We start from the raw sequence: 26,207 nt of genomic DNA on the forward strand, positions 1-26,207 counted from the left end.
TCCTACCCTATGAGTTCAATGTATGCGTAACTTTGTCAGATGTATTGATCACCCCAGGGTGGATATCTTCAATCTCCCATGTAAACGGAGCGAAATCTGTCACTGCGGGGTCACGCCAATGTGGTTTGCGCACTTTGTAAATAACAAATGGCACGGTAACGAACATCCCCGTTAACACAACAAGGATACCAATATACGCTTCAGGGCTACCCACTGAAATTTGACTTGGCGGAATGAATGAGAAGACAAATGCAATCAATGATCCGATAAAACCGAGACCAGCGATGAGCCACATCCCAACATTGCCACCCGGAATTTTATAAGGGCGTGGACGATTAGGCTGGGTGTAACGTAGATGGATTGCCGCTGCGAACATCAACAGATACATGATGAGGTAAAGAACTACCGTTAACTGGCTTAAGATCTGATATGCCGCCTGTACTGACGGTAATACAACAAAGACGGTTGAAATCATTGTTACCAACAATGCTTGTGCCATCATGATATGTGTCGCCATACCATGCTGGTTGGTTTGTTGCCAAAAACGTGGGAGATACCCCCCTTTAGCAACAACAAGTAAACCTGAAGACGGGCCAGCGACCCAACCAACAACCATTGCTAATACGCCCAGAGCCAAACAAGCGGCCATAATAGGTGATGCCCAACTGATACCTGCCCACGCAAACATTTTGTTGTAAGCGACAAGTAAGCTTTGCGTTAAGCTGATGTCTTGTTGCGGGATCACAAAAGCAATGGCTAGAGTGCCTAGAACGAAAACACTTACGGTACCAATGGCTGCAATCATGATGGCTAAGGGATAATTGCGTGCAGCGTTGTCCACTTCTTTTACGTGTAATGCGTTCATTTCCATACCGGCATAAAACAGGAAGATACTTGCTGCAAGAACCACATTATTGAAGTTGGAGAAATCAGGGATCACCTGGCTCCACGATAATTCTACTTGAGGTGATTGGCCTGAGAATAATAAATACGAAAAACCCAAAACAATCAACACAAGCCCAGGAATCACCGTACCAATTAGACCGCCCCATTTCGCGACTTTGGAGAATGCCTCCGTACCACGTAAAGCGATATAGGTTGCAACCCAATAAATGGCCAACACAATACCGAGAACAAAAAATTTGTTTTGTGCCAATGCTTGATCCCATGTTTGGTCGGGGCCAACAAAAGCAAGTGAAACGGAACCAAATGTTAATGCTGTGGGAAACCAAACCGTTACTTCAATCCACAGCATAAACATGGCCACGAGAGCAAAACGAGGGCCAAATGCTTCGCCTACCCAACGGAAAATACCGCCTTTTTCTGACCACCCCGTGGCGAGCTCAGCCGCAACAAGAGAGACAGGAATGAGAAAAACGATTGCTGCAAAAATATAGTAGAAAATGGAACTGAGACCATACTCAGCTTCGGCAGGAAGCCCCCTTAAACTGACCACCGCAACGATGTTCAGCATTGCGAGGGCAAATATTCCAATACCCTCTTTTTTCGTATTATGCAAATTTGCCATGTTTACCAACCTTATATTTATCATGTTTAAATTTAACAGGTCGGGTGCTGCGAGTAGGCATATAACCTTACTTAATAGTGACAGGTTTTATGGAGACAGGAGGAACCCAATAGCCGGAAAATACCACCAAGAGAATAAACTGAACATTCCATAAAAAACAATTTCATATTTCACATATAGAAATTGCTAAGTAGCTTGTAATATGATAGCCAAAGGTAGTAATGATCTTCCTAATCTTATAATAATACCCATGCTATGAATATTTTTATTCTAAGTACTATAAAGCGAAGTTTTTATGATAAAAATATTAATTAACAAGCCATTAAGTCAAGCTGATGTCACTATTTCCTAGTTATTATGACTGGATAATTCGGATAAATAGATGGAACTAAAATAATTTAGATTATTTTATTTATTAATCTACAAAAAGATGGTGTTCAATCTCAATATAGGTAAAAAACATCCAAATTAAAAGCCACCAGCTGACCATTAACTATCTGTAAAGAATAGTTTTAATTACTGAATCAACACTCTATTGAATACAATGAATAAGAATCGCTTTTATGGAGCTATTTTCAAGTTTAATAGATCACCTGAATTCGGTTAATTTTCGGAAGATCAATAAAAAAACCTAACAATACCCGTGATCATTGAAGATGCTTTATTTCTCAGAAAATCAGGATCATGCTACACACCATGAAATAATACTGACTCCTCAACAGAAACAACAACTCGAAGAGAAGCACGATTCAACTCGTGATGGTCGAGTGCGTGACCGTATTAAGGCTGTTTTGCTGGCTTCTGAAGGTTGGACTCAGACTATGATTTCTCAAGCTCTTCGTATTCACGAATCGACCGTTGCTCGTCATCTCAGTGATTATGTTCTTTCTGAAAAAATTAAGCCTGAAAATGGTGGCAGCCAAAGCCGACTTTCTGCTGGGCAAACCATGCAACTTATCGAACATCTGGTTGAGCAAACGTACTTTCATACCCACCAAATTGTCGCTTATGTACAAGCTGAGTTTGGTATCCGTTATACCGTGGCAGGAATGAACAAGTGGCTACATCATCATGGCTTTTCCTATAACAAGCCGAAAGGTGTGCCGCATAAGTTTGATCCAGAGATGCAGCAAGCCTTTATCGAACATTACAACGAGACGCTAAAAAACAGCGAAGACCCTGTGTTATTCATGGATGCCGTTCATCCTACGCAGTCAACAAAACTTAGTTATGGCTGGATACGAAAAGGCCAAGACAAAGTGATTGAGACAACAGGCAGTCGAACTCGTCTTAATATTATAGGTGCGTTACCGCTTCAAAATATTGGCGTAACCGTGACAGACTCGTATGACACGATAAACAGCGAGAGCATCGTTCGCTTCTTCTGGGAGCTCAAGAAGGAGCATTACCCGTTGGAGCAAAAAGTACACCTAATACTTGATGGCGCCGCCTATTATCAGTCAGAAATGCGGCAAAAGTACTCAATATCGAGCTTCATTACTTACCGCCTTACAGTCCAAATTTAAATCCAATAGAGCCGTTATGGAAAGTGATGAATGAGTATACGAGGAACAATATCTACTTCTCCTCGAAGGTTGAATTTACAACAGCTATTAATGAATTTTTCAATGTGACGCTGCCAAACGTTGCAGGCTCACTGGTATCCAGAATTACGGATAAATTTCAAATTTTGAAACCTGCATCTTCAAGTTGAGCGGGTATAGTTTTAAAAAGTTAATAATAAAAAAGGGCATTCAATGCCCTCTTTTACTATCACACAATAGAAAGATAATTAAAGCTCAGCGTTGTGGTAAACCTGCTGAACGTCATCACAGTCATCAAGAAGGTCTAGGAACTTCTGGAACTTCTCAGAGTCTTCTTCCGCTACTGGCGTCATAGTTTGAGGAACGAAAGTGATTTCCTCAACATCTAGAACTAGCTCAGGGAACGCGTTAGTTAGTGCAGTCTTCGTTTTGAAGAACTCAGTTGTTGGAGCGAATACAGTGATTACACCATCTTCTAGCTCTACATCTGTTACGTCTACGTCGTCCATCATTAGTGTTTCTAGGATGATCTCGTCATCTTCACCTTTGAACTGGAATACAGCTTGGTGAGCGAACATGTGAGAAACAGTACCTTCGACACCGATTTTCGCGCCAGTTTTAACGAAACATTGGCGAACGTCTTGGAAAGTACGGTTGCCGTTGTCAGTTAAACAGTCAACGATTACGCTTGTGCCACCAGGGCCAAAACCTTCGTAACGAGCTGGTTGGAAGTCTTCACCGCCGCCGCCGTTCGCTTTATCGATCGCTTTTTCGATAACGTGAGCTGGTACTTGGTCTTTCTTCGCTTTAGCAATCAGGTGCTTAAGAGGTAGGTTCATGTCTGGGTCAGAGCTGCCGTTCTTAGCCAGTACGTAAATCTCTTTACCGTATTTAGAATAAACTTTAATTTTTGCGCCTGCAGTTTTCGCCATTGAGGCCTTGCGCACTTCAAAACTTCTTCCCATCGGGATCTTCTCTCTGATTCAATTAACGGTGCAAATTCTAGCAAATTACTGTGTCATTTCAATTCTACAGCACTGCTGGGCAAGGTTTGTCTGCGTTTATGCGACACCCATTACCCGTTTGTATTTTTCTACAGACTGTTCAAACCAAGCCTTTTCTTCTGGGTCACCTAGCTTCATTGCTTCTTCAACAATGACTTCAGGGCCACATTTTGCTTGCTTCAGTTTCCATACAAGAAACGATGCTTGCTTATCCAGTTCGATTTTATTTTTCTCACTGGGTGAAAGGAGTGAAAGGTTGATAGACATTATTAGCCTTCGTCTGTAATACACTTGGCCGAGAAATATATCATAGAGCAGCCTCATAAAACCAATACTATGAGTAACAGAAAGGGTTTATGAGACAAGAAACCAAGCAAGTGCTGATGCAGGTCAAGCGACTTTAAGAGAACTTGTGCACCTTGATGAGAAAGTATCACTTATTCGACTCACCAAATGAGCCGAATAATGAGATATTCGAATCATTGAGGCTGGAGAGGTACTTCTCCAGCCAAAAAAACTACTCACTCACCGCGAACACATCACAACGGGAGGCGCAGATGAAGTCATTTTTGTGCAGGCCTTTGATTGAGTGGCTCCACCAAGTGACGGTGACTTTGCCCCACTCGAGTAAGATCGAAGGATGGTGGAACTCTTCTTCGGCCAACTCTGACACTTTATTGCTAAATGCCCATGCTTGCTTGTAGTTTTTAAATTTGTACACCTTCTCAAGCTGTGGAATGCCGTCTCTTTCGATGGTTTGCCAGTCAGACAACTCCAACAAAAGAGACCGCTGCTCATCTTTACTCAGGGCAATCGCATCGATACTGCAGGCTTCGCATTTTAGTTCATTCAACATGTGTCGGTTCCTTTGGTTTAAAAAGTGGTGGTAGTAGCCCCTCATCAATCGCGAGATCAGCTTGCTGTAATAGGTTTTCTTGGCTGATTTGAAATAGCTCAGCCAAGTCATTAATCACATAATATTTCGGTTGCATGATGTCGATACGGTAAGGAGTTCTTAGCACCGTTTGTAAATCAAAACGCTCACGAACGGCCAAATCCCCTTCCAGCGCATAATTGGTTTCTGCCGGAGAAGAGAGAATGCCACCACCATAAATTTTCAGTTTTTGCCCCTCTTTTACTAAACCGAACTCAACCGTAAACCAATACAAACGGGCAAGATAAGCGCGCTGTTTAGATGTAGCAGCTTGGCCTAGTTTCCCATAATGCTCAGTGAAAGCCGCGAAATCGGCATTGGTGAGCATGGCACAGTGGCCGAAAATTTCATGAAAGAAATCAGGTTCTTGTAAGTAATCGAACTCATCTCGCGTTCTCAGAAATGTCGCAACAGGGAATATCTTATTGGCAAGCAAGTCAAAGAAACGGTCGAAATCGATCAATGCAGGCACGGGTTGAACTTGCCAACCTGTTGTTTCCATTAGCACTTTATTTATCTCTGGAAGCTGGGGGACTCTGTCTAATGGTAGATCCAGCAGGGTCAAACCGTGCAAATAGGCATCACATGCGCGGTCATTAATGACGTCCAGTTGCCTTTTCACTAAGTCGTGCCAAATGGCGTCTTCTTCGAGGCTCCACTCAACCCATCCCTCTTGGCTCACGGGCTTAGAATGATATTGAGTCATTACACACCTCCTTTTGAATGTCTCACTTTAAGCCTATCTCCACTCCTTATATCCGCCAATTTGCGCGATGTTTCGAAATAGGCGGCTGTGTAACATTTTATTTACACAATTCCGGTAATCCCTTATTTTGCTGATCTTTTGACTTTGTAAATCTTAAATACCAGACTGAAAAAGTTAACTTTTTGTTAAAGGTAAAGGAATGCACGAAAGCAATGAGTCAGTTTGGCAGCCTAGCGAGCAACGTATCGCTGATACCAACTTATCCCAATTTATCGACAACCTTAATCTGTCTGGACTAAACCGAGATACGGGCATACAAAGCTATGCCGAACTCCATCAATGGTCTGTGGATCAGCCGGAGTCGTTTTGGCAAAACGTGTGGCAGTTTTGTGGCATGGTTGGCTCGCAAGGTGGTATTGATAACGCACAAAGAGAGAGCATTAGAGCTCAAGGTGAGAGCCGCTGGCAGCAGCCTAAATCGAATCGTGATGCGGTGTGGTTTCCGAATGCGCAAGTAAACTACGCCGAGAGCTTGCTGCGTTTGGCGCACACCATGTCTGATGAGCTTGCGATTTGGTTTGAGAATGAGCGTGGCGAGCAGCAGAGTTATACATGGAAAACCCTGTGTGAAGAAGTCTCTAACGTTCAACAATGGCTCGTAAATTATGGCGTAAAACAAGGCGATGTAGTCGCCGCTTATACCCCTTATCTGCCGCAAACCGTGGTCGCGATGTTGGCAACCACCAGCTTGGGGGCGATTTGGACATCAACCTCGCCTGACTTTGGCGTCGAGAGTGTGATTGAGCGATTTGGCCAAGTGAAACCTAAGGTGTTGTTCACCTGCGATGGTTACACCTTCAATGGTAAAACATTCGATATGGCGGACAAGAACAGCGCCATCATTGAGCATCTCGGTGAGCTAAAACAGGTGTGTCAGATCGGCTATTTAAAAAAGAATGATTTCGAGCATGACCTGTCACTGCAAAGCTGGCACAGCATCATTCATCACTATCAGCCAAAACCTCTTCGATTTACTCGTGTCGGCTTCAATAAACCGTTGTTCGTGCTCTATTCCTCCGGTACCACCGGAAAGCCAAAGTGTATTGTACATTCTGTTGGCGGCACCACCATCAACCACCTAAAAGAGCATCAACTTCATTGCGATATTAAACCAAGAGATCGCGTGTTCTACTACACCACTTGTGGTTGGATGATGTGGAACTGGCACGTCTCTGCGCTCGCGAGCGGTGCTTGTTTGGTTATCTTTGATGGTAGCCCAGTTTACCCACAACCCAATGTACTCTGGGACTTGGCACAGCGCGCGAATGTGTCGCTGTTTGGTACCTCAGCCAAGTACCTAGAAGCGATTGAGAAAGCCGAACTCTCACCGATCGACAGCCACTCTCTGCCTCAATTAAGAACACTGTGCTCGACGGGTTCAGTGCTCTACCCAGAGCAGTTCGATTATGTCTACAAACACATCAAGCAAGATCTGCATTTAGCGTCCATTTCTGGCGGTACGGATATTTGTGGCTGCTTTGTATTGGGTAACCCTATCTCACCTGTTTATCGAGGTGAGTGCCAACAGGCAGGGCTCGGAGTCGACATCAAGGTGTTCAATTCGTCGGGTCATAAGGTAAATCACGAACGTGGCGAACTGGTGTGTGCAAATTCCCTCCCCAACTTCCCTGTTGGCTTCTGGAATGACAGCGGAGAGCGCTACCACAACACCTATTGGGACAGGTTCGATAATGTATGGCATCACGGTGACGAAATCGCCCAGAGCGTACATGGTGGCTATCTGTTCTACGGTCGAGGCGACACCACACTTAACCCCGGTGGCGTGCGAATTGGTACTGCAGAGATCTACCAGCAAGTGAACACCATAGAGGGCATCATCGATTCCATCGCAGTCGGTAAAGACATCGATCGTAATGAGCAGATATGGCTGTTTATTCAGTTACAACAAGGTGTGGATCTAGATGAAACGCTATTGACTGCCATCAAAAGCAAGCTCAAGTCATCTTGTTCACCAAGGCATGTGCCGAGCCAAATTTTTACTATCAGTGAGGTACCAAAAACACGCTCTGGCAAACTGGTGGAGCTGGCTGTGAAACAGGTAGTAAATGGCAAGGATGTAGAAAACCTCGGGGCGATTGCTAACGCCAAGATTTTGGACGAGATAAAGCGTGTCGTTTCAGTTTAATGCTCAAAAACCATGAGGCGTTTTTATTGTCCAACTTGCAAGGGTTCACCGCCTAACTCGCTTTTGGTTCATTTCTACTGCGTGATAGGCTTTTCATATTGGCTAGCTATACATCAAAGCCTATGCCTTATATAAATTCCCCACAAAGTGCTACAAAAGTCAGCTCAAAAAGTCATCAGATCCGAAAGTTGCATTAGGCTCGCTGGTATCTCGAATTACGGATAATTTTCAACTACCGAAACCTAAATTTTCAAGTTGAACGGGCATTGAGCTCATTCCACTTGACACTGATTTGATAAACAAAGCCAAGTTTAATTATTAATATTTCGTATTTCTATCTTAAGGTGTCGGCATTTTACAACTGTGTTAATGAATTGTGATGTAACTTAACTACTTGTTGGCTTAGTTGAGAATCACCGTTGGGGGAGACCTACTTGGACTTACTAAATTTCACCATAGATAACTTAGCGCTACTAGGTACGCTTACAATGGAACACATCTCTTTGGTCGCTCTGGCTGTTGGGCTTGCTATCTTAACTGGCGTACCTATCGGCATTCTTATCACACAAAATGAGCGTGTTGCGAAAGGGGTGCTTTACGTAGCGTCCATCATTATCACCATTCCTTCAATCGCACTGTTTGGTTTGATGATTCCTCTCTTATCGACCATTGGTCATGGGATTGGTTACGTGCCCGCCGTAATTACCGTGCTGCTTTATTCTCAGTTGCCTATTATTCGCAACACTTATACCGCCATTCATAACGTAGAACCGTCACTCAGAGAGGCTGCTCGCGGCATCGGGATGACGCCTTTTCAGCGTTTGAAAATGGTGGAAATTCCATTGGCGATTCCGGTGATTATGGCGGGGGTGAGAACGGCCGTAGTAATGAATATTGGCGTTATGGCGATCGCCGCATATATCGGAGCGGGAGGGCTAGGCGTGTTTATCAGCCGTGGCATCTCGCAAAGTGATCCTCGACAACTGATCGTGGGTGCCATAGCCGTCAGCCTTCTGGCTATTATCGCGGATTACGGATTGATTCGACTACAAAAAAGATTAACGCCACCGGGCCTGACCGCAGCTCGATAAAGGATAAATAATAGGGACATTCAAATGATCAAAATTGACAAGCTAACCAAAATTTTTGAAACGCCTAATGGCCCGGTGACTGCCGCAGATCACATTGAGATGGAAGTTCCCAGTGGTGAAATTTGTGTGTTACTTGGCCCATCCGGTTGTGGCAAAACCACCACGCTGAAAATGGTCAACCGAATTATTCCCGCGACATCGGGCAAGATCTATCTTGGTGGTGAAGATACCTCCGGGATGGATACGGTTACTCTGCGCCGTAACATCGGTTATGTTATTCAGCAAATTGGTTTATTTCCCAACATGACGATCGGCGAAAACATCGTGGTGGTTCCCAAGTTATTAGGATGGGATAAGGCAAGGTACATGACGCGTGCAAAAGAGCTATTGGAGATGGTGGCTCTTGATCCCAGTGTCTTCCTTAATCGTTATCCAAATGAGTTGTCTGGCGGACAGCAGCAACGAATTGGTGTTGCCCGAGCGCTAGCGGCGGATCCTCCCGTCATGCTGATGGATGAACCTTTTGGTGCGATTGACCCGATCAACCGTGAAGTAATCCAGGATGAGTTCCTTAAAATGCAGCAAGAGCTCAACAAGACCATCATGTTTGTCAGTCATGACATTGATGAAGCGGTCAAAATGGCCGATAGAATAGCGATTTTCCGTAATGGTCACCTAGTTCAGTACGATACGCCTGACGATTTGCTTGCACACCCGAAAGATGATTTCGTGAAAAACTTTGTCGGAGATGACCGCGCGCTTAAACGTCTTCGTTTAGTTACAGCTGAGTCCGTCATGCAGACCACCTTTGCGTACGTTAAACCTAACGATACGCTTGCCGACGCTCTAACCAAAATTGACGCGTATGGATATCGCGATGCCGTGATATTAGTGAATGACCAACACCAACCTATCGGTTATGTGCCCAAAGCTACCGCAATCAATACGAAGGGGTACTGCGGCGAACATTATGTCGGTCTGAAAACAATCGCCCGAACCACGGATGATCTGCGTAAAGTGGCGTCGAAGATGTTCACGCACGACATTGTTTGGATGCCGTGTGTTGACGAGAATGGCCGCGTAGTGGGCGAAGTCACACAGCGCGGCATTACCCATTATCTAGGCGCAACTTATCAGCGCGATACCTCTCCTAGTCAGCTGCAGCCATTGTATCAGGCTAAGGAGGCATCGTGACCAATCAGTTAAAACAAACCTACTATTTCGTTTTATTGGCGTGTGTCTTTGCGTTGGGTATTTATTTACAAGGCGCGGGTACGATCGATGATTTTCTTTACTACCAAGAAGACATTGTTTATTTGACGGTTCAGCACATTGAACTGGTGCTGCTGTCTGGTGGATTGGCGATCCTAATCGCGATTCCCGTCGGCGTATTGCTTAGCCGTCCTCGTTTTCAGAAAGTCGCAGAATCGGCGATGCAGGTTTTGAATGTGGGGACCACGATTCCTACTTTAGCCATTCTCGCGCTGGCAATGAGCTTTCTTGGCATTGGCACCGTACCAGCGGTATTTGGGCTGACGATTGCCTCGTTATTGCCGATTGTCAGAAACACCTACATTGGACTGAAAGAAGTGCCCGCTCATTTAAAAGAAGCGGCATCAGGCATTGGTATGACCGAGTTACAAATGTTGTTTCAGGTTGAAATTCCTAATGCGCTGTTCGTCATTTTTGCCGGTATCCGCACGGCTTTAGCTGTCAACGTGGGTACCGTGCCACTGGCCTTCTTAATTGGTGGCGGTGGGTTAGGGGAGCTCATTTTTACCGGTATTGATCTGGATGAACCCATCATGATGCTAGCAGGCGCTATTCCTACAGCGATGTTGGCTATCGCTATCGACAGTGTGGTAGGAGCCGTTTCCTATGTCACTGTACCTAAAGGCTGTAACCCTATTAGAGCTAGACAATAACAATCCAAAAATTGAACACAGACAGGAGTCAAACATGTTGAAGCAAATTACTCGCCGCTTGCTGGCCGTTGGTGTACTGCTTTCAAGTTTTCACGCATCTGCGGAAATCGTCGTAGGTGGTAAAAACTTTACAGAACAACAGCTTTTAACGGAGATCACGTCTCAATATTTAACCCAAAAAGGCTACGACGTTGATAAGCGTTCAGGCATGGGCAGTGCAGTTTTGCGTAAAGCGCAAGAAAACGGCCAGATCGATCTTTATTGGGAATACACGGGCACATCACTAATCATTTACAATAAAGTCAAAGACAAGCTCCCAGCAGAGCAAGTGTATCAACGCGTTAAGGAACTGGATGCAAAGAAAGGCCTAGTTTGGCTTAACCCTTCAAAAGCGAACAATACCTACGCGCTCGCTATGCGCAGTGACGATGCGAAACAACGTGGCATCTCAACCCTATCTGACTTTGCCGAGCAAATGCGCCAAGAGTCAGAGCCGCCAATGACCATTGCTTTGAATGCGGAGTTTTATGCACGAAAAGATGGCTTCCGACCTTTACAGAAAGCCTACAAATTTAAAGCTTCACGAGAACAAGTGAAACGTATGGATACGGGGTTAACTTATGATGCGCTGAAAGGTAAAGAAGTCGATGCTGCGCTAGTATTTGCAACAGATGGTCGTATCAAAGCATTCGATTTTACCGTTTTAAAGGATGACAAACAATTCTTCCCTGATTACGCGATCACACCTGTGGTTCGCCAAGAAACGTTAGATGCGAACCCTGAGCTTGCCGAGCAAATGAACGCGCTTTCTGCGGCGATCGATGGCGATACGATGTCGATGTTGAATCAACAAGTTGATGTGGAGCGACGTTCAATTTCAGAAGTCGCTAGCCAGTTCCTATCTGAGCATAACTTGGGATAATACCATAACTCCCCTAAAAGTCAGTGTGGTCTAAATCAACGCCCAGTTAGGCGATGTGAATGCCAGTCTGAATACTCATCAGGATTACGAAGATCCCCCCGGGCATGCCCGGGGTACTGCCATTCATCCACAGGTAAACCCGTAGTTTTCTGTATCCACAGAATAAAGCAAGCTGTGGCCTTAGGGATCACAGCTATTGCTGTTTCCTGAGCTATCCTTGACCGGATACCAGCTCAAATCCTCTGTGCATGAAGGCACCATGAAGCGTGATGGTGATACGTGGCTTAAAGAGCTTGCACAACTTGCGCTGCAGATGTCCGTGGTTGTCGGCTTTATTGAACAGGCCACCTCGGGAGAGCACTGAAACGCGATGGTTTGGTTTTAACTTGTGCTGATTTGTGGAATCCACCTTTGTTTCATTGCGCGCTACTCGATAAGCCTGAAATTTTTCTCGCGCCGATTAACTCGGCCAACAGTATTGCCAGTAAAGACTTTTCTAATGAAGACAATTGGCTGGTTAACGTTAAGTTTTATGCGGTACTCTACGGAACCCCAGTTTTGATGGCCAATCGTTACGGGCCAGAGGGCAAAGCGTGGTTTTGGGGGAAGCTGTATTTTGTATCCAACGGGCGAGCTATTGGCGTAGGCAGAAGGCGGTGAAACCTTGATAACTGCAACCTTGTTATTGGGCGATATTGATAAAGCCAGATTCGAGCTGACTACCATGCGAGACAGCAATACACCATTGATCACAAGGCTATTGTCGAAGGCAAAACGCTAAAACTGGAACAGTAGACGATGCAATCTATTCATCGATTTATTCACGAATTAACCTTTGAACACCTTCCAGCTTACGTTATTGAACAAGCGAAATATTGCGTCTTGGATCTGTTAGGTGTCGCCGCAGCTGGTAAAGCGACGCAGCTGCAAAACATGGTAGCCAAACTCGCGCAGAAACAGTTTGCCGGTGATACGCCGATGCTGTTTTCTGATCACACGGCCAGTGGTTGTGGGGCGACTCTATATGGCGGCATGTTGATTGATAGTATGGACACGCACGACGGCCAAGTCCTGACGAAAGGCCATGTTGGCGTCGCTGCGGTGTCTGCAAGAAGAAAAGGCTTAACGGAGGTATAAACAGAGCACGCGCTCGGCATTGCCGAGTTTTATGGTCCGCGCAGTCAAATGATGCGTTGTATTGAACATCCAACCATGCTCAAAGACGGCTCTGGTTGGATCCGTGACTCTGCAGGGCCAGCAAACTCACGCTTTGTGGGCAGATTTAGGGCAGCGCTGGTATATTCTGGAGCAATACTTTAAACCGTATCCGGTTTGTCGTTGGGCTCAACCCCAGGGTTGAAGCAGTGAGAACGCTGCAACAAGAAAATAAACTAGAACCTGATGAGATTGAACTTATCGAAGTTCATAGCTTTCATCAGGCGGTGTGCCTGCATACCAAGCGCCCAGATACAACCGAGCAGGCTCAGTACAGTTTGCCATTTTCAGTCGCTAGTGCGGTCATGGATAATACGGTCACGGTAGGCGCAGTTACCAAAGGACTGAAAGATCCTGCTCGCTTGGCACTTAAGGAGCGGATAAAGTTAATTGAAGAGCCCGCTTACAATGATAAGTTTCCAGCCGAACGCTGGGCGCATGTCGTGGTGACGTTGAAAAATGGCGACAAACTGACTTCGCCTCCCTGTATTGCGCGAGGTAATCCTGAAAATCCTCTCAGTCGAGACGAGATGCGAGGTAAGTTTCGCACTTTGGCAGAGAAAGAACTGTTCGCTTCACGCGTGTCAGCAATAGAAGAAGGGTGTTTGCAACTCGATAAAGCCAGTAAAGAGCAGGTACTTGCATGGCTATCATTGCTTTACCAAGGTACTTTGTCTGACAAATCGCCTGGCACGTCACTATGAGATCGAAGAGATCGAACTTCTTTTCTCTTACTCAATCTTAAGCTAAACGTCGCTCTTCACGCGGCGTTTTTTCATAGCGTTTTTTGTAGCAGCGCGCAAAATACGATGTAGAACTGAACCCACAAGCGGTGCTGATTTGGGTGATGGACAGCATGGTTTGCAACAACAAATGTTGAGCGCGTTCTAAGCGCAATTGGAGGTAGTAATTGCCTGGTTTGTCTTGCAAGTATTGTAAAAATAACCTTTCCATCTGCCTGACCGATAATCCTACTTGTTCGCCAATTTCATAGCATTTTAGCGGCTCTTCCATGTTGGCCTCCATGATCTCTACAGCGTCGAGCAGGCGCGGGTGGCGGATGTTGTGTTTACGGATTAACGACATCCGCTGTTTATCATGCGCTGGTCGAATCGCAGGGTGAATGCATTGCTCTGCCACTTGATTCGCCAAGTCGCTCCCATGTTGGTTTGTAATTAAATGAAGCATCATATCCAAACCAGCTAAGCCGCCCGAACAAGTTGGTGTGCGTGGGTCGAATTCGTACAACTCACTGGTCACGTTAATGTCTGGGAACTCCTCTGCCAGGCTGTTGGCGGACTCCCAATGCACGGTACACGTTTTGTTTTTTAACAGGCCAGCTTTTGCTAACAACACGCTGCCTGTTGAAGTTGAGCCCACGGCGATGCCTTGACGAAGCGCCTGTTTTAACCACTGATTCACCGAGCCACTCGCAGCAGCAACGTGGGCGCCAATACCTGCTACAACTAGCAGCAAGTCTAAATGGGCAATGTTGTTGATTGACTGTGTTGGCGAGAATGAAACGCCATTACTGGCCGATACTTCTTTATCTTCGAATCCATAAATGTCCCACTGATACAAATCGCAACCAGCGAGGCGATTAGCCATTCGAAGAGGCTCAATAACCGCCGAAAAAGAGAGCATCGAGAAATCAGGAATAAGGTAAAAACCAATGCGATACGTGTTTGTCGTTTTCATTCTCTGTGGTCACCTAGTAGGTAGTTCGTCTATGTCGTATTTCTTTATAAGAATGTCGCAATTATTAAATTATTGCTATCAAAATTCGAACATGATGTGACTTAAGACAAGGAGTTCATTGTCGAGCATACACATTCATTTGGACGAGATAATTATGATTGAACAAAAAGCCCCAGTAATTAGTGATGGTCTACGCCTTGATGGCGCTTTCTTTACTGACGAGAACGTTAACAACCCAGACTTACCGATCGTTATTGTCTGCTCAGGCTTTACTGGGCAAAAAAATATTCACCCAGAGCGTTACGCGAGAGCCTTAACTGTGAAGGGCTTTACAGTATTCGGATTTGACTACCGCGGCTTTGGTGAATCTGAGGGTATTCGTGAGCGAGTTATCCTGGATGAACAAGTACGTGACATCGCCAATGCAGTTGCGGTTGTGAAGCAGCGAGCTAACGAGGAAGGGCGCAAAGTCGTACTGGCTGGCTGGGGCATGGCGGGTGGATTAATTCTTGATGCTTACCGAGTTTGCCAAGATGCGATTGATGGCCTTATCTCCATGAACGGCTTTTATGATGCAGTGCGTGTTCAGATTGCTCAACGTGGCGAGCACGGTTGGAAAACGTTTCGTCAGTTTATGTTAGAAGAGCGTACACGTCTTGCTCTTGGTGGAGAAAAGCAGGGGATTGATCCGTTTGAAATCTACCCGCTTGATCCAGTCAGCCGAGAATATGTATTCACTGAACTGGTCAAAGCACCGGGCTACGGCGTGACATCTGATCTGGATTTTGCGGATTCTCTCATCAATTTCAAACCGGAAGCTCTACTGGACGAGCGATTTGCAGACGCGCCAATCTTAATTGCGCACGGTGAAGAAAACGACCTTCACCCAGTGACCGAAGCAAAGTCGCTGTACGCGAAATACCCTGGGCCGAAATCTATATTCTTACTGCCTGAAGGTGGCCACACCGAGTGGATGTTGGACGATGATCCTAAGTTTATTCAGTTCTCTGCCGTGATCGCGAACTGGCTGAGTGAGAACTTCAGTTAAATCTTCAAGAGGTGCTTTCGTTGATGGCACCTCTACCTTTCTGACAGGATGATTTTCGATGAGCATAATTCCATTTTGTGAAGCGTCTGACCCATTTGTAAATAAACCAACAATCGCGATTCCTGAAGGCGCGGTTGATTGCCACGCCCACGTTTTTTCTTCACGTTATCCGTACTGTGAAACGCGAACCTACACGCCACCTGATGCCAGCGTCGGCGCGTACCTGCATTTGCACCAGCAATTAAACATCCGTCATGGCGTGCTGGTTCAGCCGAGTGTGTATGGCAATGACAACCAGTTGCATCTTGATACATTGCGATATTTACGCCAGCAAGGTTACGACTACAAAGGCATCGCGGTCGTGGATACGGACGTTTCCGAGCAAACGCTGGATGAGCTACAAGAAGCCGGATTTTGTGGGGTGCGGATGAATTTGCTGTTTAAAGGTGGTATTGAGTGGCGTGATATTGAACGTTTAGCTGCTCGCCTTGCAGAGCGACACTGGCACCTTCAATGCTTAATTGATGTTTCGCAGTTTGATGACTTATATCAGCGATTAAGGTCTTTACCCTTGCCCGTAGTGATTGATCATCTTGGACATATGCCAACAAACAAGCTTATTTCTCATCCTGGTTTTCAAACCTTATTGAAGCTTAAGGCCGAAGGGAAAGTGTGGACAAAATTGTCGGCACCGTATCGTTTATCTCCTCAATCGCCGCCTTGTAATGACGTTTCTCCGTTTGCTCAAGCTTTGCTAAAAGCAAATGAAGAGCAATGTGTCTGGGGTTCGGATTGGCCTCACCCATTTTTTGATGCTGAGATGCCGAACGATGGCCAGCTGATGGATACTTTGTGGCACTGGACGCAAGATACGACACGGTTTCGCAAGATTCTGGTCGATAACCCGAAGTGCCTCTACCGCTTTTAACTCCGCATTCAGGTCACGAACCTTAAAAGACAAACGTCAGGCACTGATCTAAATTATGCTTCCTGCACTTCCGCTAAAGGCTTCCTCTGACTCTATGGTTATCCAGGTTTTTCACCCTTAAACAGCTTGATTTCAAGGCTGATACTGATGCTCGCTACATGAAACGAGTGTTAGAAATTAACGAGCAGGAGGGCTGGGTGAGAGTGGAAACAGGAACAGTCAAAGACAAACTCTACGACATCATTTGCCCTTTTGGTTATTTCTTCTCGCCAGATCTATCGACCAGCAACCGCGCAACACTAGTTGAGATGATTAATACCGATGCATCAAGCCAAGGCTCTTAGCAATATAGCAAAACCTAGGATCATGTGTTCGGACTCAAAGCCGCATTGACGGATGGTTCGGCGCTCGATACCGAGCTGTTCAACAAAACAAATGGTTAAACAGTGATATAGGATCGCGAGCGTTAAAAATTACGGAGGAAATTTGTCGAGTTCGCAAGCAGGCAGAGTGATGATATTAAGGATCAAGTTGAACGCTTACTTTCAATTATCGATAAAGAAATGGATCACCGACGCAGTGATATAATAGGTTATCAAGTCTGTCGTGAACCCCAAGACATCCAGGCCATTAATGGTATGCGTAAGAAAGCGGCGTTTTGACCCCGACAATAAAATAAACCCTGGGAAGATTTGCACACCACTGAACAGCGACACTGAAATGGTAAAAATAACAGCGACCAAGCGTGTAAATCTGGCACCCTGATGTTTACAGTATCTCCACAACATAGGGAGTGCTAAATTATCTAAAATAAGTCAGCTAAAATTTGTTTCTTTATATTTACATCATGAAATCGCGTCCTGTTGGCTATCCGGCATCGCATCAATAAAAGCGGGCAACTGATTACACGCTTCGACAATCGAATTAATCAACGGATAAGGCGACATATCAACGCCAAAGCGCAGCGCATTATACACTTGCGGCACTAAGCAAATATCGACGATACAAGGCGAATCCGTAAGGCTATACACCGAGTCGCCGTGCGCTTTTCTGTGCTTCGCCAGCTTCTCTTCTAAAGCATGGAAACCTTGGCTCATCCAATGATGAAGCCAATCCCTTTTCGCCTCTTGTTCGCACAACAATTCTCGCTCCAAATACTGCAACACACGCAGATTATTCAGAGGGTGAATTTCCATCGCAATATCCTGAGCCATTGCCAACGCTTGATAGCGCAGTGGTGATTGCTCAGGGATCAACAAGGTGTCTGGGCTGCTCTCACACAAATAGCTTTCGTCCAAGTATTGTAAAATCGTCAGCGACTGATTGAATTGAACTTCACCATCCACCAGCACAGGCACTAATTCACTGGCATTGAGCTCGCGATATTGTGGATCATGCTGCTCGCCGCCATTACGCACCAAATGCACCGATTTCGACTCATAGTTGAGTTGCTTTAGGTTCAACCCAATACGCACCCGATAGGCTGCGGACGAGCGCCAGTAACCGTAAAGTAAAATGTTCTTGTTCACGATGCTCTCGCTCATACAGAAATCCTATTATGTGGACTATAGCGCCCAATACTGGCTCACTTTTTGGTCTATCGCGCCAAAAATCGAGTCACCTGCCGCATCGAACATCTCAAGCTTGATAGAGTCACCAAACGACATAAATTGAGTCGAAGGTTTACCATCGCGAATCGTCTCAATCATACGAACTTCAGCAATGCATGAATAACCCACACCGCCCTCGGCAATTGAGGTGCCATGGTCAGTGCCTTGCTTATTGGAAACCGTGCCCGAGCCTATGATTGCACCTGAAGATAGTGGGCGAGTTTTCGCAGCATGCACGACCAACTCTGCAAAATTGAAAGTCATATCTACGCCAGCATTCGGACAGCCAAAAGGCTGGTCGTTGTAGGTCGATATCAACGGTAGATGAACCTTGCTGCCTTTCCATTGTTCGCCAAGCTCATCAGGTGTTACCGCAACCGGAGAGAACGCCGAAGACGGTTTAGACTGGAAGAAGCCAAAGCCTTTCGCGAGCTCAGCCGGAATCAAGCCGCGCAGCGACACATCGTTCACCAACATCAGTAATCGAATCGACTCGTGCGCCTGTTTAGCACTTGCACCCATGGGCACGTCACCGGTCACAATCGCGACCTCACCTTCGAAATCGATGCCCCATTCGTCGCTGGCAAATTCGATGTTGTCACGAGGGCCGATAAACGCGTCTGAGCCGCCTTGATACATTAATGGATCGACCCAGAAGCTTTCTGGCATTTCAGCACCACGCGCTTTACGCACCAGTTCAACGTGGTTTACATACGCGCTGCCATCCGCCCATTGATAAGCGCGTGGCAGAGGTGATTCACAATACTGAGGTGCAAACACTTCACTGCCTGTCACATGCCCGTTGTTTAACGAGGCGTATAACTCTTCTAACTGAGAAGCCACGCTATCCCAGTTATCCAAAGCCACCTGCATGGTTGGCGCCAGATGCATCGCATGGAAGATTTCGGTGGCAGCTACACATTGTTTAAGATCTTTACTTACGACCATCAATAGACCGTCGCGAGTGCCATTTTTCTTGGTTGCTAATTTCATCCTTGTTGCCCCTTACTTCTCTTGCCAACTGTAGACATATTCTTTGTTCTCAACGCTATCGAGTTCGTCAGAGAACTGCAGTGCATGGCGAGTATCAATCATCACCGCCACTTCGTCGGTGAACTTCTTCTTATGCGCCTGACCCGCTTTAAAAGCCTTTGGATGAGGCCCATGCGTGAAACCCGCGGGGTGGAAAGTCACCATGCCCGCTTCAATATTGTCGCGACTGAAGAAGTCACCAGCGTGATAGAACAGCACTTCGTCGTAGTCATCATTGTTGTGGTAGAACGGCACTTTCAATGCACCTGGGTCGCTCTCAATCGGGCGTGGTACAAAGGTGCACACCACAAAGCCTGCGCCAACAAACGTCGTATGCGCAGAAGGTGGCAAGTGGTAGCGATGTGACATCAGCGGTCTGATATCGCGCCAATTCACTTTCACCACCGCTAAGTCGCCATGCCAACCAATCGCATCCAATGGATTGAACGGATAGGTGATCACGCTGACTTTATCGTGGCGCTTCACCTGAACCTGAGTCTGGTTTTCAGAATACTGAGCGCGGAATTGATCATTGATAGAAGGGATGTCGAGCACCGCCGGATCAAACACCGCGTGATTACCGACCATGCCTTTCTCTGGCAAGGAGTAAGCCGCGTCAGTGTTCTCAATCATCAAGATAAACATCGGCTCGCTTGGCTCTAAGCGCCAGTTGGTCGAGCGCGGGATCATCACGTAATCCCCTTCACTCACCGCTAGATGACCATAGTCACAATAGAGATCGGCGCTGCCTTGATGAATGAACAGCAGCTCATCACCATCGGAATTACGCACTAAGAAATCCATCTTCTCATCCATGCGCCACACACGAATTTTGCAGTCCGCATTGTGCAAAAGATGAGGCACCGCCCAAGGCGTTATCTGGCTGGCTTTCTCCACCAGCGTAAAATCAAAAGCGCGAGGGCGTAAATCGCCCTCCCACTCCGACCAACCTGTTGGGGCATGTTGGTGGTGAAAATGAGCGGCAGGGCCGAAGAAACCACTTCGGCCGGCTTCTCGCTCATAGATTGCCTCTTCGGGGAAGTCGGCGTGCGCTTGCTTAGAACACACCCCCTCCCGATGAGGAAACGAGATCCATTTATGCATCGTCTAATACTCCTCGACGAATCTGGTCCTCTTCAATCGATTCAAACAGCGCTTTGAAGTTACCTTCGCCAAAGCCTTCATTACCTTTACGCTGAATGATTTCAAAGAACACAGGCCCGATTACCGTCTGCGTGAAAATTTGCAGCAAGATGCCGTCTTTGGTCGGTGCGCCATCAATCAGAACACGCAGGTCGCGCAGCAGATCAGTGTCTTCACCGTGGCCTTTCACACGATCGTCAACTTTCTCATAGTAGGTATCTGGGGTTGGCATAAAGTCCATGCCGCGATCACGCAGAGTCTTCACGGTTTTGTAGATGTCATCGGTGGCGAGTGCAATGTGTTGGATACCTTCGCCGTTGTATTCGCGAATAAACTCTTCGATTTGTGATTTGTCGTCAGAAGACTCATTGATAGGGATACGGATTTTGCCACACGGTGAGGTCATGGCGCGGCTCACAAGGCCTGTCAGCTTGCCTTCAATGTCGAAGTAACGAATCTCACGGAAGTTACCAAGACGCTCATAGAACCCAGACCACACATCCATATTGCCTTGCTTAACGTTGTGCGTGAGGTGGTCGATTTCATACAAGCCAACATTGGCTTCGGCCATGCGCTGTTCCGCATCGTCATAGAATCGGAAATCGACGTCATAGATGCTCTGCTTGCCATAACGATCCACAAAATAGAGCAGGCTTTCACCGATGCCGTAAATGGCAGGAATGCTCAGTTCCATCGGCCCTATTTCTGTCTTGTACTCTTCACCACCGCCCTTGAACGCTTGCTCCATTGCAGCTGTTGCTTCGTTGACACGAAAAGCCATGCCACAGACCGATGGCCCATGCACTTTAGCGAACGCTGCCGCTTGGCTGTGAGGCTGTTCATTGACGATAAAGTTGATGTCACCTTGTCGATACAGCCAAGCCTCTTTTGAGCGGTGCTTGGCGATCTCAGCAAAACCAAGTGACACAAACAGCGCTTTTAGTTGCTCAATTCCCTTGTGGTCAACGGCCGTGTATTCAACAAACTCGAATCCATCCGTGCCAAGCGGGTTGTATGTATCCACCATGAACTTTCTCCTTGTACCTATTGGTTTTGTGTTGTGTATTTTTGTCCTTAATTAAATTTGGCCCACAAGCCGAGATAATGGAATGGGTGGAGGAAAATAGGCAATTTCGATGAAACCCTGTCAATTTGTAAAATATTTGTTACACACAAACCATCAAGACAATAAAGTGAGAGCTATCAAGGGATTGAAAGATAGTGGTTTGATTTACAGCAGAGCAAGAGATGTTATTGAATTGTTACATTCATCCTTTTGTCAGCTAAGGTGATAAATCGAACATTAGACTGATGATGCAAAAAAGCCGCTGTAGTCAGCGGCTTGATGAGTTCTAGAGCGAACCTAATTCGAAGGTAAGATTCTGTTTAATCCCAGTCGAGGATCGACCAATTCGGTTGATCAGCCAGTGCTTTCAAACGCGGGCATGGATTCACCAAGTAAGCAAAGTCAGCGTGTTCGCACAAAGGTAAGTCGTTGATTGAATCCGTATAAAAATGAATGTCTGAGTAGTTAGTTTCTTGATTGTCTAACCACTCTTTTAAACGGGTGACTTTGCCTTCACGGTAGCTTGGCACACCTGAGATCTGAGACGTGAAGCGGCCTTGGTTTTCAATCAAATCGATACCAAGTGCATTCTCAATACCAATCTTACGACCGACCGCCTCCACCAAGAAAGTCACGCTGGCAGAGATGATCAACATGTCGATATCATCATTCTCAAGCTGCTCAATCAAAGGTTTCGACTGCTTGAACTGTCTAGGCAAAATATGCTGTTCAACACACTCTTCCACCAATGCGGTGACTTGCTCTGTTGGCATATCGGCCAAAGGCTGCATGGAAAACGCTAGGTAATCTTCCATGTTCAGTTTGCCTTCCGAATACAGGCCCATTAAGCGCTTATCTTCTTCAATAAAGTTGGGCGCAGTAGCAATGCCCTTTTCAACCAAGAACTCATTCCAAAGCATCGCTGCGTCAGCATTGATCAGCGTTTCATCCATATCAAATACATACAAAGGTTTGAACATCTTAGGCTCTCACAGGTTGAATTTCGTTAAGGTTAAACAGGAGTTCAAGTTGACTGCCATTGGCCAACAATCGTTCAGAAGAACGGTTAAGTAGGTCGACCGTTAATTCACACTCATCAACGTCCACTTGGTAGCGAATCACGTTACCCAAGAGCTGGTGGTTGCGAATGGTGCCCGTTTTCGGCGCGGAGATATGCTCGCCATACTGTCGACCTTGCTCCTTAACATAGATAGATTCAGGTCGAATCGCCACTTTCCATTCGGTTTCAATATTGAACAACTGCTTAGCCTTGTTTGCTTGCACCAGATTGTAGTGCCCCATGAACCCTGCCACGAACTCATTGGCAGGTTGAGTGTAGATCTCTTCAGGCGTACCGGCTTGGACGATCACGCCTTTGTTCATCAAGAAGATACGGTCAGACATGATCATCGCTTCTTCTTGATCGTGAGTCACGAAGATCGTGGTCAGGTTCATCTCTTTTTGGATGTCTCGGATCTGTTGGCGCAGATGTTTACGGATTTTCGCATCCAGCGCTGAAAGCGGCTCATCGAGTAATAATATACGAGGCTTAACCACCAAGGCTCTTGCCAAAGCCACACGCTGACGCTGACCGCCCGATAACTGATGCGGGTAGAATTTCTCTTTGCCCGTTAAGTCCACCAGCCCAATCACTTTCGCGACTTCGCGTTTAATCTCGTCAGCAGCAAGCTTTTTCATCTTGAGGCCAAAGGCAATGTTACCTTCAACTGTCATGTTCGGGAACAACGCATAAGATTGAAACACCATGCCGATGCCACGCTGTTGCGGCACTTGGTGAGTAATCTCTTCACCGTTGACCCAGATTTCACCGCCATCGACCGGATTCAAACCTGCCAAGCTGCGCAGCAGCGTTGATTTACCACAGCCACTCGGGCCAAGCAGCGTGATGAATTCGCCCTTCTCGATGGAAAATTCAATGTCTTCAAACACCGTGTTGTCACCAAAGCGCTTGGTGAGGTTTTTCGCATTTACATAGCTCATTATTTTGTTCCCTGGCTGAAACGACTTGCCAACCAAGTCAGTAAGAAAATAAACAGGAAGTACGTCATAACAAGGGCTGACGTGAAGTGGCCACTGGTTTGACGCATATTGTATAGGTAGATTTGCAGTGTCTCGTAGCGTGTACCGACCAAAATGTTGGCAAACACGAACTCGCCCAATAGGAACGAGAACGACAAGAACAGTGACGCCATTAAGCCTTTCTTAAGATTTGGCAGAATAATCAACAAGAACGCCTTGGTGGTACTTGCACCGAGCAGGTGAGCTGCGTCCATCAAGTCATGCAAATTGATCGCTTCAAAGCTGTTGGCAATCGCGCGATACATAAATGGCAACGCGATGGTGAAGTAGGTGCCAATCAAAATCCACGGCGTGCCTATCAGTGAGATTTCGCTGTCTGCATACAACTGAAGCAAACCTACCGACGATACCACCGGCGGCACGGCGAACGGCAATAAGATCATGATATTCATGACCTTATCGAGTTTCGGGAAATAGTAAAACACCACGAAAATCGCAGGCAGAACCAACACCACACTCAGTGACAGCGCAGCCACACAGATAAACAGTGAACGGCCAAAGGCTTGTAAGAAGCGAGGATCCGTCAGCAGGTTGATGTACCAATCCAGAGTAAAACCATCCGGCAGGATCGTTGCGCCCCATCGAGAGGAGATCGAGTAGATAAAGGTCGCTAAGATCGGAATCATCATGATGCCGACAATCGAATAGACAACCGTTTTATGAAAGCGAGTATTTACGGTGTTCATTACTTTCTCTTCCCTGCGTAGCTTTTGCTGATCAGCCATTGGTTAATCACGGTGATGAAGGCCAGCATCGCCATCAAAATCACGGAAATTGCGGCAGCTAGGTTTGGCTCTAAGAACAAGTCGCCTGATACTAAACTCGCGATTCGAATCGTAATCACGTTGTAGTTTCCTGAGGTCAACGCATACACGCTCGCATACGCGCCAATCGCATTGGCAATCAAGATGATGAAGGTGCCAAACAAGGCAGGAGACAACACAGGCAGCGCTATTTTGGTCCAGTATTGCCAAGTTTTCGCACCAAGCAGCGCAGAGGCGGCTTGCCAATCGTCACTCAAGGCATCGAACGCTGGATACAGCAACAACACCGCCAATGGGATCTGGAAGTAGATGTAAATCGCCAGCAAGCCCCACTTGCCGTAAAGGTCGAAATCACCCAGCAATCCATACTGCTTGAGCAATAAGGTGATCGCACCATTGGTGCCAAGGATGATGATGAACGCGAACGACAAAGGTACGCCAGAGAAGTTGCTGCTCATGTTGGTAAACGCAATCACCGCATCGCGGATTTTAGAATCAACGCGGCGCAATGAAGAGACCAATAGAGTCGCGATCGCCAAACCAACAATACTCGACCAAATCGACAACCATAAACTATTGCCAAAAGCCTGCATCATGAAGGCAGAATCGAAGACTTCAGAATAGTTTTCTAGAGAGAGCTCATCGTCATAGAAGAAGCTGTTGATCAGCACCCAAACCATGGGAGCCAGTTGGAACAGATAGAAAAACAGGGCGAAAGGCGCAAGCCACAAAGCGGGCTTGAAGCGTTTGAACAAAGATTTGGTTTTGGGTTGAAGCGCAGAGCCATCGCTCTGCGTGATTACAGAACTGCTCATAGGGCCAACAATTCCTGAGTGTAAGATTTATCGTGTTCAAGGTTGAGTAACTGACACACGCTGCCGCAGATGTCGGTCTGTTTCACTGAACATTCTTGGTGTGTGAACTTATCGCCAATCACAAAGAATGGCACTTCGCGCTCTTCAGGCAGAATACCACCGTGAGACAAGTCATTGTTCATGCCGTGGTCACTGGTAATGATCACCTGATAACCATCATTTACCCATTTCTCAAGGTAGTTCGACAGGTAGATATCCGCGCCACGTGCACTGTTGCGGTACTGGCGAGAATCCAGCCCGTGCTTGTGTCCCATGTCGTCAATGTTCATTGGGTGAATCAGCAAAAAATCAGGCTGATGAGTCACGCGCAGGTGCTCGGCATCCAAGAACAAGGCTTCATCTGGGTAGTGATCCCAATGGTAGAAACAGCCATGTTGAATGTTCATGGTCTCATCGTTAGTAAAGCGGTCACGCACAGCTTCAAATGGCGCTCGGTTATACAACTCGCTCACCCAATGATATGCCGCTGCAGCCGTCACTTTTCCTTGCGATTTAGCCAAGCTAAAGATCGACTCATGATTCGATAAACGCACGATTTGGTTGTTAACGATGCCGCTCTCGACAGGGCGAACTCCCGTTAAAATGCACTCATAAAGTGGGCGTGACATGGACGGCAGTTCACACTGCATTGGGTAAAGTGTGGCGCGCAGCTTGTTTTTTTGCGTGCTTATGATTTGCGAAGTGCCCTGTTGGCTCAGAGGAACGCTGTGTATAGTGTTTTTCGAGTCACTAAGTTCTAGAAGGCCGTTTAGATAGCCCATGCAATCACGGGCTACCTGATAGTTCAGTCCATCTAGAACAACAAGGATAACCTTATCGCTCATGGTCTATTCTCTATTGCTTGTTTCTATGAGCCACCTATTGAAGG

General features: G+C 46.4%; 25 protein-coding genes and 1 pseudogene. 11 read left to right on the forward strand and 15 right to left on the reverse strand.

What is annotated here, in order from left to right:
* Window positions 1-7 precede the first annotated feature (7 nt).
* Window positions 8-1,528 carry a putative glutamine/gamma-aminobutyrate antiporter GadC gene (gene gadC, locus ED652_RS01740; RefSeq protein WP_122053297.1) on the reverse strand — a complete coding sequence of 507 codons (1,521 nt, stop codon included), beginning with the start codon at window positions 1,526-1,528 and terminating at the stop codon, window positions 8-10.
* A 656-nt stretch (window positions 1,529-2,184) separates the two neighbouring features.
* Between gadC and ED652_RS01745 the strand changes: the two are divergent.
* Window positions 2,185-3,242: pseudogene (locus ED652_RS01745) on the forward strand (IS630 family transposase).
* Window positions 3,243-3,320: 78 nt separating this feature from the next.
* Here ED652_RS01745 and ED652_RS01750 read toward each other — a convergent pair.
* From ED652_RS01750 to phhA, 4 genes are all read right to left on the reverse strand, one after another.
* A complete protein-coding gene (locus ED652_RS01750; protein WP_122053298.1) occupies window positions 3,321-4,037 on the reverse strand; it encodes a YebC/PmpR family DNA-binding transcriptional regulator in 717 nt (238 codons plus the stop codon).
* 96 nt (window positions 4,038-4,133) lie between these two features.
* The gene (locus ED652_RS01755; protein WP_122053299.1) at window positions 4,134-4,343 is read right to left on the reverse strand and encodes a DUF3283 family protein; all 210 of its coding nucleotides are present in this window, start codon (window positions 4,341-4,343) and stop codon (window positions 4,134-4,136) included.
* Window positions 4,344-4,593: 250 nt separating this feature from the next.
* A complete protein-coding gene (locus ED652_RS01760; protein WP_122053300.1) occupies window positions 4,594-4,932 on the reverse strand; it encodes a 4a-hydroxytetrahydrobiopterin dehydratase in 339 nt (112 codons plus the stop codon).
* Entirely contained in the window at window positions 4,922-5,716 is a 795-nt protein-coding gene (gene phhA, locus ED652_RS01765; protein WP_122053301.1) for a phenylalanine 4-monooxygenase, read from the reverse strand. Before phhA ends, ED652_RS01760 begins: the two co-directional genes overlap by 11 nt.
* Window positions 5,717-5,915: 199 nt before the next feature.
* Between phhA and ED652_RS01770 the strand changes: the two genes are divergently transcribed.
* From ED652_RS01770 to ED652_RS23930, 7 genes are all read left to right on the forward strand, one after another.
* Window positions 5,916-7,922 (forward strand): acetoacetate--CoA ligase, encoded by a 2,007-nt coding sequence (locus ED652_RS01770; protein WP_122053302.1) that lies wholly within the window; start codon window positions 5,916-5,918, stop codon window positions 7,920-7,922.
* A 434-nt stretch (window positions 7,923-8,356) separates the two neighbouring features.
* Window positions 8,357-9,013 carry an ABC transporter permease gene (locus tag ED652_RS01775; protein ID WP_122053303.1) on the forward strand — a complete coding sequence of 219 codons (657 nt, stop codon included), beginning with the start codon at window positions 8,357-8,359 and terminating at the stop codon, window positions 9,011-9,013.
* A gap of 24 nt (window positions 9,014-9,037) precedes the next feature.
* A complete protein-coding gene (locus tag ED652_RS01780) occupies window positions 9,038-10,207 on the forward strand; it encodes an ABC transporter ATP-binding protein (protein ID WP_122053304.1) in 1,170 nt (389 codons plus the stop codon).
* Window positions 10,204-10,938: an ABC transporter permease gene (locus tag ED652_RS01785; RefSeq protein ID WP_006742426.1), complete on the forward strand. Its 735-nt coding sequence runs from the start codon at window positions 10,204-10,206 to the stop codon at window positions 10,936-10,938. Before ED652_RS01780 ends, ED652_RS01785 begins: the two co-directional genes overlap by 4 nt.
* 34 nt (window positions 10,939-10,972) lie before the next feature.
* Window positions 10,973-11,860: a glycine betaine ABC transporter substrate-binding protein gene (locus tag ED652_RS01790; protein WP_122053305.1), complete on the forward strand. Its 888-nt coding sequence runs from the start codon at window positions 10,973-10,975 to the stop codon at window positions 11,858-11,860.
* A 798-nt stretch (window positions 11,861-12,658) separates the two neighbouring features.
* The gene (locus ED652_RS23925) at window positions 12,659-12,997 is read left to right on the forward strand and encodes an MmgE/PrpD family protein (RefSeq protein ID WP_254051670.1); all 339 of its coding nucleotides are present in this window, start codon (window positions 12,659-12,661) and stop codon (window positions 12,995-12,997) included.
* 227 nt (window positions 12,998-13,224) lie between these two features.
* Window positions 13,225-13,779, forward strand: a complete 555-nt coding sequence (locus ED652_RS23930) for an MmgE/PrpD family protein (protein WP_254051671.1) — start codon at window positions 13,225-13,227, stop codon at window positions 13,777-13,779.
* 37 nt (window positions 13,780-13,816) lie between these two features.
* Here the strand turns inward: ED652_RS23930 and ED652_RS01805 are convergent, their stop codons facing one another.
* A complete protein-coding gene (locus tag ED652_RS01805; RefSeq protein ID WP_122053306.1) occupies window positions 13,817-14,773 on the reverse strand; it encodes a GlxA family transcriptional regulator in 957 nt (318 codons plus the stop codon).
* Between the two features lie 154 nt (window positions 14,774-14,927).
* On the opposite strand from ED652_RS01805, the gene ED652_RS01810 reads away from it, so the two are divergent.
* The 3 genes from ED652_RS01810 to ED652_RS24135 all read left to right on the forward strand — a co-directional run bounded on the left by ED652_RS01810 (window position 14,928) and on the right by ED652_RS24135 (window position 17,093).
* Window positions 14,928-15,821, forward strand: coding sequence for an alpha/beta hydrolase (locus ED652_RS01810; RefSeq protein WP_122053307.1), 894 nt, complete (start codon window positions 14,928-14,930; stop codon window positions 15,819-15,821).
* Window positions 15,822-15,879: 58 nt separating this feature from the next.
* The gene (locus ED652_RS01815; RefSeq protein WP_122053308.1) at window positions 15,880-16,749 is read left to right on the forward strand and encodes an amidohydrolase; all 870 of its coding nucleotides are present in this window, start codon (window positions 15,880-15,882) and stop codon (window positions 16,747-16,749) included.
* Between the two features lie 197 nt (window positions 16,750-16,946).
* Complete coding sequence (locus tag ED652_RS24135; protein ID WP_367889459.1) at window positions 16,947-17,093, forward strand: hypothetical protein; 147 nt, start codon at window positions 16,947-16,949, stop codon at window positions 17,091-17,093.
* A gap of 501 nt (window positions 17,094-17,594) precedes the next feature.
* On the opposite strand, the gene maiA is transcribed toward ED652_RS24135, so the two are convergent.
* From maiA to ED652_RS01865, 9 genes are all read right to left on the reverse strand, one after another.
* Window positions 17,595-18,293 carry a maleylacetoacetate isomerase gene (gene maiA / locus ED652_RS01825; protein ID WP_122053309.1) on the reverse strand — a complete coding sequence of 233 codons (699 nt, stop codon included), beginning with the start codon at window positions 18,291-18,293 and terminating at the stop codon, window positions 17,595-17,597.
* A 21-nt stretch (window positions 18,294-18,314) separates the two neighbouring features.
* The gene (locus tag ED652_RS01830) at window positions 18,315-19,352 is read right to left on the reverse strand and encodes a fumarylacetoacetate hydrolase family protein (RefSeq protein WP_122053310.1); all 1,038 of its coding nucleotides are present in this window, start codon (window positions 19,350-19,352) and stop codon (window positions 18,315-18,317) included.
* 12 nt (window positions 19,353-19,364) lie between these two features.
* Window positions 19,365-20,495, reverse strand: a complete 1,131-nt coding sequence (locus ED652_RS01835) for a homogentisate 1,2-dioxygenase (RefSeq protein WP_017075602.1) — start codon at window positions 20,493-20,495, stop codon at window positions 19,365-19,367.
* Entirely contained in the window at window positions 20,488-21,561 is a 1,074-nt protein-coding gene (gene hppD / locus ED652_RS01840) for a 4-hydroxyphenylpyruvate dioxygenase (protein ID WP_065106017.1), read from the reverse strand. Before hppD ends, ED652_RS01835 begins: the two co-directional genes overlap by 8 nt.
* Window positions 21,562-21,920: 359 nt before the next feature.
* A complete protein-coding gene (locus ED652_RS01845) occupies window positions 21,921-22,580 on the reverse strand; it encodes an HAD family phosphatase (protein ID WP_102299158.1) in 660 nt (219 codons plus the stop codon).
* Window position 22,581: 1 nt separating this feature from the next.
* Complete coding sequence (locus ED652_RS01850; protein WP_122053311.1) at window positions 22,582-23,601, reverse strand: ABC transporter ATP-binding protein; 1,020 nt, start codon at window positions 23,599-23,601, stop codon at window positions 22,582-22,584.
* Entirely contained in the window at window positions 23,601-24,386 is a 786-nt protein-coding gene (locus ED652_RS01855; RefSeq protein ID WP_060980833.1) for an ABC transporter permease, read from the reverse strand. The genes ED652_RS01850 and ED652_RS01855 overlap by 1 nt, the downstream gene beginning before the upstream one ends.
* A complete protein-coding gene (locus ED652_RS01860) occupies window positions 24,386-25,279 on the reverse strand; it encodes an ABC transporter permease subunit (protein ID WP_122053312.1) in 894 nt (297 codons plus the stop codon). The genes ED652_RS01855 and ED652_RS01860 overlap by 1 nt, the downstream gene beginning before the upstream one ends.
* Window positions 25,276-26,163, reverse strand: a complete 888-nt coding sequence (locus ED652_RS01865; protein ID WP_122053313.1) for an alkaline phosphatase family protein — start codon at window positions 26,161-26,163, stop codon at window positions 25,276-25,278. The genes ED652_RS01860 and ED652_RS01865 overlap by 4 nt, the downstream gene beginning before the upstream one ends.
* Between the last annotated feature and the right edge of the window lie 44 nt (window positions 26,164-26,207).

The sequence above is a fragment of the Vibrio sp. Evd11 genome (assembly GCF_900382755.1).
Taxonomy (GTDB): domain Bacteria; phylum Pseudomonadota; class Gammaproteobacteria; order Enterobacterales; family Vibrionaceae; genus Vibrio; species Vibrio lentus.

Excerpts from the sequence above, each read along its gene's own strand:
- gadC (WP_122053297.1), bottom strand. The coding sequence starts at position 1,528 with ATGGCAAATTTGCATAATACGAAAAAAGAGGGTATTGGAATATTTGCC.
- ED652_RS01750 (WP_122053298.1), bottom strand. The coding sequence starts at position 4,037 with ATGGGAAGAAGTTTTGAAGTGCGCAAGGCCTCAATGGCGAAAACTGCA.
- ED652_RS01755 (WP_122053299.1), bottom strand. The coding sequence starts at position 4,343 with ATGTCTATCAACCTTTCACTCCTTTCACCCAGTGAGAAAAATAAAATC.
- ED652_RS01760 (WP_122053300.1), bottom strand. The coding sequence starts at position 4,932 with ATGTTGAATGAACTAAAATGCGAAGCCTGCAGTATCGATGCGATTGCC.
- phhA (WP_122053301.1), bottom strand. The coding sequence starts at position 5,716 with ATGACTCAATATCATTCTAAGCCCGTGAGCCAAGAGGGATGGGTTGAG.
- ED652_RS01770 (WP_122053302.1), top strand. The coding sequence starts at position 5,916 with ATGCACGAAAGCAATGAGTCAGTTTGGCAGCCTAGCGAGCAACGTATC.
- ED652_RS01780 (WP_122053304.1), top strand. The coding sequence starts at position 9,038 with ATGATCAAAATTGACAAGCTAACCAAAATTTTTGAAACGCCTAATGGC.
- ED652_RS01790 (WP_122053305.1), top strand. The coding sequence starts at position 10,973 with ATGTTGAAGCAAATTACTCGCCGCTTGCTGGCCGTTGGTGTACTGCTT.
- ED652_RS23925 (WP_254051670.1), top strand. The coding sequence starts at position 12,659 with ATGCAATCTATTCATCGATTTATTCACGAATTAACCTTTGAACACCTT.
- ED652_RS01805 (WP_122053306.1), bottom strand. The coding sequence starts at position 14,773 with ATGAAAACGACAAACACGTATCGCATTGGTTTTTACCTTATTCCTGAT.
- ED652_RS01810 (WP_122053307.1), top strand. The coding sequence starts at position 14,928 with ATGATTGAACAAAAAGCCCCAGTAATTAGTGATGGTCTACGCCTTGAT.
- ED652_RS01815 (WP_122053308.1), top strand. The coding sequence starts at position 15,880 with ATGAGCATAATTCCATTTTGTGAAGCGTCTGACCCATTTGTAAATAAA.
- maiA (WP_122053309.1), bottom strand. The coding sequence starts at position 18,293 with ATGAGCGAGAGCATCGTGAACAAGAACATTTTACTTTACGGTTACTGG.
- ED652_RS01830 (WP_122053310.1), bottom strand. The coding sequence starts at position 19,352 with ATGAAATTAGCAACCAAGAAAAATGGCACTCGCGACGGTCTATTGATG.
- ED652_RS01835 (WP_017075602.1), bottom strand. The coding sequence starts at position 20,495 with ATGCATAAATGGATCTCGTTTCCTCATCGGGAGGGGGTGTGTTCTAAG.
- hppD (WP_065106017.1), bottom strand. The coding sequence starts at position 21,561 with ATGGTGGATACATACAACCCGCTTGGCACGGATGGATTCGAGTTTGTT.
- ED652_RS01845 (WP_102299158.1), bottom strand. The coding sequence starts at position 22,580 with ATGTTCAAACCTTTGTATGTATTTGATATGGATGAAACGCTGATCAAT.
- ED652_RS01850 (WP_122053311.1), bottom strand. The coding sequence starts at position 23,601 with ATGAGCTATGTAAATGCGAAAAACCTCACCAAGCGCTTTGGTGACAAC.
- ED652_RS01855 (WP_060980833.1), bottom strand. The coding sequence starts at position 24,386 with ATGAACACCGTAAATACTCGCTTTCATAAAACGGTTGTCTATTCGATT.
- ED652_RS01860 (WP_122053312.1), bottom strand. The coding sequence starts at position 25,279 with ATGAGCAGTTCTGTAATCACGCAGAGCGATGGCTCTGCGCTTCAACCC.
- ED652_RS01865 (WP_122053313.1), bottom strand. The coding sequence starts at position 26,163 with ATGAGCGATAAGGTTATCCTTGTTGTTCTAGATGGACTGAACTATCAG.